The sequence below is a fragment of the Thioalkalivibrio sp. genome (assembly GCF_041690275.1).
Taxonomy (GTDB): domain Bacteria; phylum Pseudomonadota; class Gammaproteobacteria; order Ectothiorhodospirales; family Ectothiorhodospiraceae; genus Thioalkalivibrio.
Genome location: NZ_JAWLHP010000025.1, coordinates 34,829 through 42,012 on the forward strand (window position 1 = coordinate 34,829; position 7,184 = coordinate 42,012).

Consider the following 7,184-nt stretch of genomic DNA (forward strand, 5'->3'; position numbering starts at 1 on the left):
CACGACCACGACCACGGACATGACCATGGTCACGAGCACCGGCATCACCACGAACACATGCATCGCCACGAGGATGGAACGGTGCACGCTCACGCCCACGATCACGCCAGCGCCCACGGGCACGGTGCCGGGCATGACCATCGGCACGAGCATGCGCACAGCCACCGCCATGCCGACGGCACCGCGCACAGTCACGCGCACGATCATGCGGCCGAACACGGACACGGGGGTGTCCACGACCACGCGCACGAAGACCCGCACAGGCACGAACACCGGCACGCGGACGGGACCGTGCACGCCCACCCGCATGACCACGCGGGCCACCATGGTCATGATACCGCGCACGAGCATGAACACCGTGATGATCAGGCCGCCGCGTCCCACGGTGAGCACCTGCACTACGGTCACGGGGCTGCCCACGCCCATGCACCCGGGATGACCCAGGAGCGGATGGTCCGTATCGAGCAGGACATCCTCGGCAAGAACAATGAGTACGCACAGGCGAACCGTGAGCGGTTCCAGCGTCAGGGCGTGCTCGCGCTGAACCTCGTCTCCAGCCCCGGTTCCGGCAAGACCAGCCTGCTGACCGCGACCATCGAGCGCCTGCAGGGGCGTATGCCGGTCAGCGTGATCGAGGGCGACCAGCAGACCAGCAACGACGCCGACCGCATTCGCGCGACGGGCGCCCCGGCGGTGCAGGTGAATACCGGGAAGGGCTGCCACCTCGACGCCCACATGATCGGCCACGCGGTGGAACGCCTGGGGCTTCAGGGCAGCGGGCTGCTGCTGATCGAGAACGTGGGCAACCTGGTGTGCCCGTCGGCCTTCGACCTCGGCGAAGCGCACAAGGTGGTGATCCTCTCGGTCACCGAGGGGGAGGACAAGCCCCTGAAATACCCGGACATGTTCCACGCCTCGACTCTGATGGTGCTGAACAAGATCGACCTGCTGCCCTATGTCGACTTCGACGTGAAGCGATGCATCGAGTATGCCCGCCGGATCAACCCGAGGCTCGAGGTGCTGCAGGTCTCTGCCCGCACCGGCGAGGGCATGGATGCCTGGGTCGACTGGCTGGAAGGAAGGCTTGGCGGCAGCGCGGCCGGCGGTGGAGAAGAGGAGATCGAGGCCCTGCGCCGCCGTGTCGCGGAACTGGAGGCGCAGCTCGACGCGGCCCGTCAGGGGCATTGAGCCGCGTCTGCCGCGGGGATGATTCGCTGATGCCGCCGTCAGGGCCCGGTGCCGTTCTCCCACCCCGGTCTTCCCCCGCAGCCCTCCCTCGGGCACAGGTGGGGGAGGGTCCGGGGGCGAGAGCGATACCGGCCGCTATCCGGCGCCGCGTCCGCGTGCACGGCCAGGTCCAGGGCGTGGGCTTCCGCCCCTATGTCTACGGCCTGGCGATGGAACTGGGCCTCACCGGCTGGGTATGCAACGATGCCGCCGGTGTGGAGCTGGAGGTACAGGGCGGTCCGGCCGCCGTCGGCGCGTTCCTGCGCCGGCTTCCCGCCGAGGCACCGCCGCTCGCTCGCGTGGATGCCATCGAGACCACCGAGGCCGAATCGAAGCCCCCGGATGTCGGCCAGGCCTTCACCATCGCTCCCAGCCGCGCCGGTGCCGTGCGCACCGGCATCACCCCGGACGCCGCCGTCTGCCCGGCCTGCCTCGAGGAGCTCTTCGATCCGGCCGACCGTCGTTACCGTTATCCCTTCATCAACTGTACCCACTGCGGCCCGCGCTACACCCTGACACGGGCACTGCCCTACGATCGCCCGAACACCAGCATGGCGGCATTCATCCAGTGCCCGCCGTGCCAGCACGAGTACGACAATCCCGCCGACCGGCGTTTCCATGCCCAGCCCAACGCCTGTCCGGACTGCGGCCCGAGTCTGTCCCTGCTCACTCCCGACGGTCAGCCGCTGCCCGTGGCCGACCCGATCGTGGAGGCGGTGCGCCGCCTCGAGGCCGGCGAGATCCTGGCGGTCAAGGGTCTGGGCGGCTTCCACCTGCTCTGCGACGCCCGCAATGCCGACAGCGTCGCGCGGTTGCGTGCCCGCAAGCACCGCGAGGAAAAGCCGCTGGCCGTGATGGCCGCGAATCCGCGGGCCCTGGCGGGCCTGGTCGAGTTCGGTGACGCCGAGGAGCAGCTCCTGCGCTCCCGCGACCGGCCGATCGTGTTGTTGCGCAAGGGGCCCGGCTGCGACGCGGCCCTGCCGGGCGTCGCGCCCGGACTGGCCTGGCTGGGCGCGATGCTCGCCTACACGCCGCTGCACTACCTGCTGTTCCACGAGGCGGCGGGCCGCCCGGCCGGCACCAGCTGGCTGGAGGTGGAGGGAGCCGACCCCTGGCTGCTGGTCTGCACCTCCGCGAATCCGGGTGGCGAACCGCTGGTCATCGACAATGGTGAGGCGGTCGCACGGCTGGCCGGCATCGCCGATGCCCTGCTCGTGCACGACCGCGACATCGTCGTGCGCTGCGACGACCCGGTGATCCGCGTCGGCGCCGGCGGGGCGTCCTTCCTGCGCCGGGCACGCGGCTATACCCCGGTGCCGATCCGGTTGCCCCGCGGCGGACCGTCCGTACTGGCGCTGGGCGCCTGGCTGAAGAACACCGTTTGCCTGACCCGCGACGACCAGGCCTTCCTGTCGCAGCACATCGGCGACCTCGACAACGCGGCGACCTGTCGCTCGCTGGACGAGACCGCCCGGCACCTGGTCGAGATCCTCGAAATCAGGCCCGCGCGCATCGCCTGCGACCGCCACCCGGACTTCTACAGCAGCCAGCTTGCCGCTGCGATGGCACAGGACCTCGACGTCCCGCTGATCCGGGTGCAGCACCACCACGCCCATCTTGCGGCGGTGCAGGCGGAGCACGGACTCGATGAACCCGTGCTCGGCGTCGCGATGGACGGCGTCGGCCTCGGATCGGACGGCACGCCGTGGGGCGGCGAACTGCTGCGCCTGGAAGGCGCCGGTTTCGAACGCCTCGGCCACATCGCCCCACTCGTGCTCGCCGGCGGCGACCGCGCCGCGCGCGAACCCTGGCGCATGGCCGCTTCCGCGCTGCATGCGCTGGGCAGGGGAGGGGAGATCGCCACGCGCTTCTGCGACCAGCCGCTCGCGCCGAGGTTGCCGGAACTGCTGGAGCGCGGCATCAACAGCCCGCCGACCACCAGCCTCGGCCGCCACTTCGACGCCGCCGCCGGTCTGCTCGGCATCAAGCCCGTGCAGCGCTTCGAGGGGCAGGCCGCGATGCTGCTGGAGGGCCTTGCCGCGCAGCACGGGCCCGCCGATCCCCTCCCGAATGGCTGGGCCATCGATGCTGACCACACCCTGAACCTTCTCCCGCTCCTGGCGTGGCTGGCCGACCGCGCAGCGCACAGCGGTGGCTCGCCACCGCCTTCCCCAAACAGCAAACACGCCCCGGAAGGCCGCCACCAGCCCCGTGCCGCCGCCGTCTTCCATGCCACCCTCGCCGCGGCCCTCGCCGACTGGATCCGACCCGTGGCCGAGCTCACGGGGATTGGTCACCTGGTCTTCAGCGGCGGCTGCGTGCTGAACCAGGTGCTGATGACCGACCTCGAACGGCGCCTGACCGCCTCCGGCTACGATGTCCACCTCCCGCGCCTCGCCCCCGCCAACGACGGCGGCCTCAGTCTCGGCCAGGCCTGGATCGCGATGAACGCCCGCTAGCGCTTGGCCCAAAAGACGAAAAAACGGGACAGATTTATTTTCTCGTCCAACGACTTCCCGTCCGGCCGAATCGCCGAGCATCGCCACATGGCGGACCGGCGGTGCTTGACCCTCTACGGGATCGCGGTTTCTTGCACTGTGGGTGGGGAGAAAAGACAATCGCGCCATGTGTCTGGCGATCCCTGTGAAGGTGGTTGAGCTGCTGGAGGCCGAACAGGCCCTGGTCGATGTCGGTGGCGTGCGCAAGGAAGTGGATGTGAGCCTGGTGGACGGCGTGAAGGCCGGGGACTTCGTGATCCTGCACGTGGGCTTTGCGATCAACCGGCTCGACGAGGACGAGGCCCAGCGCACCCTGTCGATGCTGCGCGAGATGGGCGTCGAGCCGGGGGCCGCCGCATGAAGTACGTTGACGAGTTCCGGGACGGCAAGGTTGCGCGCAGCCTTGCAAGGACCATCGCCGACGAGGTCCGGCCGGACCGGCGCTACCACCTGATGGAGTTCTGCGGCGGGCACACCCACGCGATCTCCCGCTATGGTCTGCGCGACCTGTTGCCATCGGCGATCCGCTTCATCCACGGGCCCGGTTGCCCGGTCTGCGTGCTGCCGATCGGGCGCATCGACAGCGCGATCGAACTGGCCCGCGACCACGGCGTGATCCTCTGCAGCTACGGCGACACGATGCGCGTGCCGGCCTCCGGGCGGACGAGCCTTTTGCGCGCGAAGGCCGAGGGTGCGGACATCCGCATGGTCTACTCCAGCGCCGACGCGCTGAAGATCGCGCGCGAAAACCCGGACCGCGAGGTGGTCTTCTTCGCGATCGGGTTCGAGACCACCACGCCGCCGACTGCTGTTGCCCTGCGCCAGGCGCGTGAGGAGGGTCTTAAGAACTTCAGCGTCTTTGCCAATCACGTGCTGACGCCGTCGGCGATCCAGAACATCCTGGAGTCCCCCGAGGTGCGGGACCTGGGCACGGTGCCGCTGGATGGTTTCATCGGCCCCTCCCACGTGTCCACGATCATCGGCAGCCAGCCCTACGAATTCTTCGCCGAGGAGTTCCAGAAGCCGGTGGTGATCGCGGGCTTCGAGCCGCTGGACGTGCTGCAGTCGGTGCTGATGCTGGTGCGCCAGCTCAACGAGGGCCGGGCCGAGGTCGAGAACCAGTTCAGCCGCGCGGTGACTCGTGAGGGCAATCTGAAGGCACAGGGGCTGGTGGCCGAGGTCTTCGAGCTGCGCGACCGCTTCGAGTGGCGCGGCCTGGGCGAGGTTCCCTACAGCGCGCTGCGCATCCGCGAGGCCTACCGGGACTTCGATGCCGAGGTGCGCTTCGACCTGCCCTACCGCTCGGTGCCGGATCACAAGGCCTGCGAGTGCGGCGCGATCCTGCGCGGCGTGAAGCAGCCGCAGGACTGCAAGGTCTTCGGCACCGTCTGCACTCCGGACAACCCGCTCGGCTCGTGCATGGTCTCCGCGGAGGGCGCCTGCGCGGCCTATTACACCTACGGTCAGTTCACGAAGGATTCCGCCGTCGCGGAGGCCTCGTGAGCGAGAATCCGAAACGGACCAGGCGCGGCTACATCCGGCCCCTGGATCTGAAGCACGGCAAGGTCGAGCTTTCGCACGGCGGTGGTGGCCGCGCGATGTCGCAGCTGATCGATGAGCTCTTCCAGCCGGCCTTCGACAACCCGTATCTGCGCCAGGCCAACGACCAGGCCCTGTTGACGCGGCCCGAGGGCCGCATCGTGATGGCCACCGACAGCCACGTGGTCTCGCCGCTGTTCTTCCCCGGCGGCGACATCGGCAGCCTCGCGGTGCACGGCACGCTCAACGACGTGGCGACCAGCGGTGCGAGACCGCTGTGGCTCTCCGCAGGCTTCATCCTCGAGGAGGGCTTTCCGCTCGCGGATCTGAAGCGCATCGTGGATTCGATGGCCGCGGCGGCGCGCACGGCCGGCGTGCAGGTGGTCACCGGGGACACGAAGGTGGTGGAGCGCGGCAAGGGCGATGGCGTCTTCATCAATACCACCGGGGTCGGCGTCGTCCCCGAGGGCATCGAGATCTCGGGCGACCGTGCGCGGCCCGGTGACCGCATTCTGGTAAGCGGCTTTCTCGGGGACCACGGCGTTGCGATCATGTCGCTGCGCGAGAACCTGAGCTTCAGCACCACCATCGAATCGGACTCGGCCGCGCTGCACGAACTGATCGCGGGGATGGTGGCGGCGGCGCCGGAGATCCATTGCCTGCGCGACCCGACCCGGGGCGGACTCGCGGCCACGCTCAACGAGATCGCCCGACAGTCGGGCGTGGGCATGGTCGTTCGCGAGGACGCGATCCCGGTACGCGAGGAAGTGGATGCCGCCTGTGAACTGCTCGGCCTCGACCCGCTCTACGTCGCGAACGAGGGCAAGGTGGTCGCGATCTGCCCGCCGGACTCCGCCGAGGCGGTGCTCGCGGCCATGCGCGCGCACCCGCTGGGCCGGGACGCCGTGATCATCGGCGAGGTGATCGCCGACGAGCACGGCTTCGTGCAGATGGAGACCAGTTTTGGCGGGCGGCGTAACGTCGACTGGATTTCCGGGGAACAGCTGCCGCGGATCTGCTGAGCGGCGTCACTGCCTCCGCCCCCTCCCCAGCCCTGTGAAGTACGGGAGCGTGCTCCCGCACTCACGCGCGGACGCGTGCTGCCGCTGCAGGAGGCGAGCCTCCTGAAGGGCAAAGCGGGAGCAGGCTCCCGCACTCCATGGCGCGAACGGAGCGCGACGGATCGCGGATCGTCCAGCCCGCGTTGGCGGCATGGCCCATCACCGGCACAGGGCGCCGCTCTCCGACTTTCCTGCTAATCTCAACGCATGATCCGTGACTTTGGCGATCTGCGTCCCGCACTGCATTCCACCGCCTGGGTGGACGACACCGCGCTGGTGGTGGGGGATGTGCATGTCGGGGCCCACAGCTCCATCTGGCCGATGTGCGTCTTGCGCGGGGACATCCACCGGATCGCGATCGGCGTGCGGACCAATATCCAGGACGGCTCGGTGCTGCATGTCACCCATGACAGCCGGTTTGCGCCGGGCGGGCATGACCTGACTGTCGGTGACGAGGTCACGGTGGGCCACAAGGTGATCCTGCACGGCTGCACCATCGAGGATCGCTGCCTGATCGGCATGGGCAGCATCGTGATGGACGGCGCGGTGATCGAATCCGGCGCGATGCTTGCCGCCGGCAGCCTGGTGGCGCCGGGCAAGCGCCTCGAGGGCGGCTACCTCTGGCGAGGCAGTCCGGCAAGGCGCGCGCGGCCACTGAGCGACGAGGAGACGGAATACCTCGAGTATTCAGCCGTCCAGTACGCGCGCCTGAAGGACCGCCACGCTGGCTGAGGCCAGCCGGCGTGCACTGACCCCGGCGCCCGATGCAGGAGGCCAGCCCTCTGGCCGACCCGGCGCGGCCGGCACCCCAGCCTGGGTGGGAGCGGGTAGTCGTGGGAGCGGGTAGTCGTGGGAGCGG

Annotated in this window: 7 protein-coding genes; 6 read left to right on the plus strand and 1 reads right to left on the minus strand. The window is 69.3% G+C overall.

What is annotated here, in order from left to right:
* The coding region (locus ACESMN_RS06640; protein ID WP_373052816.1) for a hypothetical protein at positions 1-408 on the minus strand (408 nt) is incomplete at its 3' end.
* Here ACESMN_RS06640 and hypB point away from each other — a divergent pair.
* The 6 genes from hypB to ACESMN_RS06670 all read left to right on the plus strand — a co-directional run bounded on the left by hypB (position 292) and on the right by ACESMN_RS06670 (position 7,057).
* Positions 292-1,188: a hydrogenase nickel incorporation protein HypB gene (hypB, locus tag ACESMN_RS06645; RefSeq protein ID WP_373052807.1), complete on the plus strand. Its 897-nt coding sequence runs from the start codon at positions 292-294 to the stop codon at positions 1,186-1,188. The genes ACESMN_RS06640 and hypB overlap by 117 nt on opposite strands.
* Positions 1,189-1,343: 155 nt before the next feature.
* Entirely contained in the window at positions 1,344-3,686 is a 2,343-nt protein-coding gene (gene hypF, locus ACESMN_RS06650; RefSeq protein WP_373052808.1) for a carbamoyltransferase HypF, read from the plus strand.
* Between the two features lie 166 nt (positions 3,687-3,852).
* A complete protein-coding gene (locus ACESMN_RS06655) occupies positions 3,853-4,086 on the plus strand; it encodes a HypC/HybG/HupF family hydrogenase formation chaperone (RefSeq protein ID WP_373052809.1) in 234 nt (77 codons plus the stop codon).
* A complete protein-coding gene (gene hypD / locus ACESMN_RS06660; protein WP_373052810.1) occupies positions 4,083-5,228 on the plus strand; it encodes a hydrogenase formation protein HypD in 1,146 nt (381 codons plus the stop codon). Before ACESMN_RS06655 ends, hypD begins: the two co-directional genes overlap by 4 nt.
* The gene (gene hypE / locus ACESMN_RS06665) at positions 5,225-6,286 is read left to right on the plus strand and encodes a hydrogenase expression/formation protein HypE (protein ID WP_373052811.1); all 1,062 of its coding nucleotides are present in this window, start codon (positions 5,225-5,227) and stop codon (positions 6,284-6,286) included. The genes hypD and hypE overlap by 4 nt, the downstream gene beginning before the upstream one ends.
* Positions 6,287-6,532: 246 nt before the next feature.
* Positions 6,533-7,057, plus strand: coding sequence for a gamma carbonic anhydrase family protein (locus ACESMN_RS06670; protein WP_373052812.1), 525 nt, complete (start codon positions 6,533-6,535; stop codon positions 7,055-7,057).
* Positions 7,058-7,184 lie beyond the last annotated feature (127 nt).

Bases quoted from the DNA above. Each gene is read 5' to 3' on its own strand.
- ACESMN_RS06655 (WP_373052809.1), top strand. From the start codon at position 3,853: ATGTGTCTGGCGATCCCTGTGAAGGTGGTTGAGCTGCTGGAGGCCGAA.
- hypD (WP_373052810.1), top strand. From the start codon at position 4,083: ATGAAGTACGTTGACGAGTTCCGGGACGGCAAGGTTGCGCGCAGCCTT.
- ACESMN_RS06670 (WP_373052812.1), top strand. From the start codon at position 6,533: ATGATCCGTGACTTTGGCGATCTGCGTCCCGCACTGCATTCCACCGCC.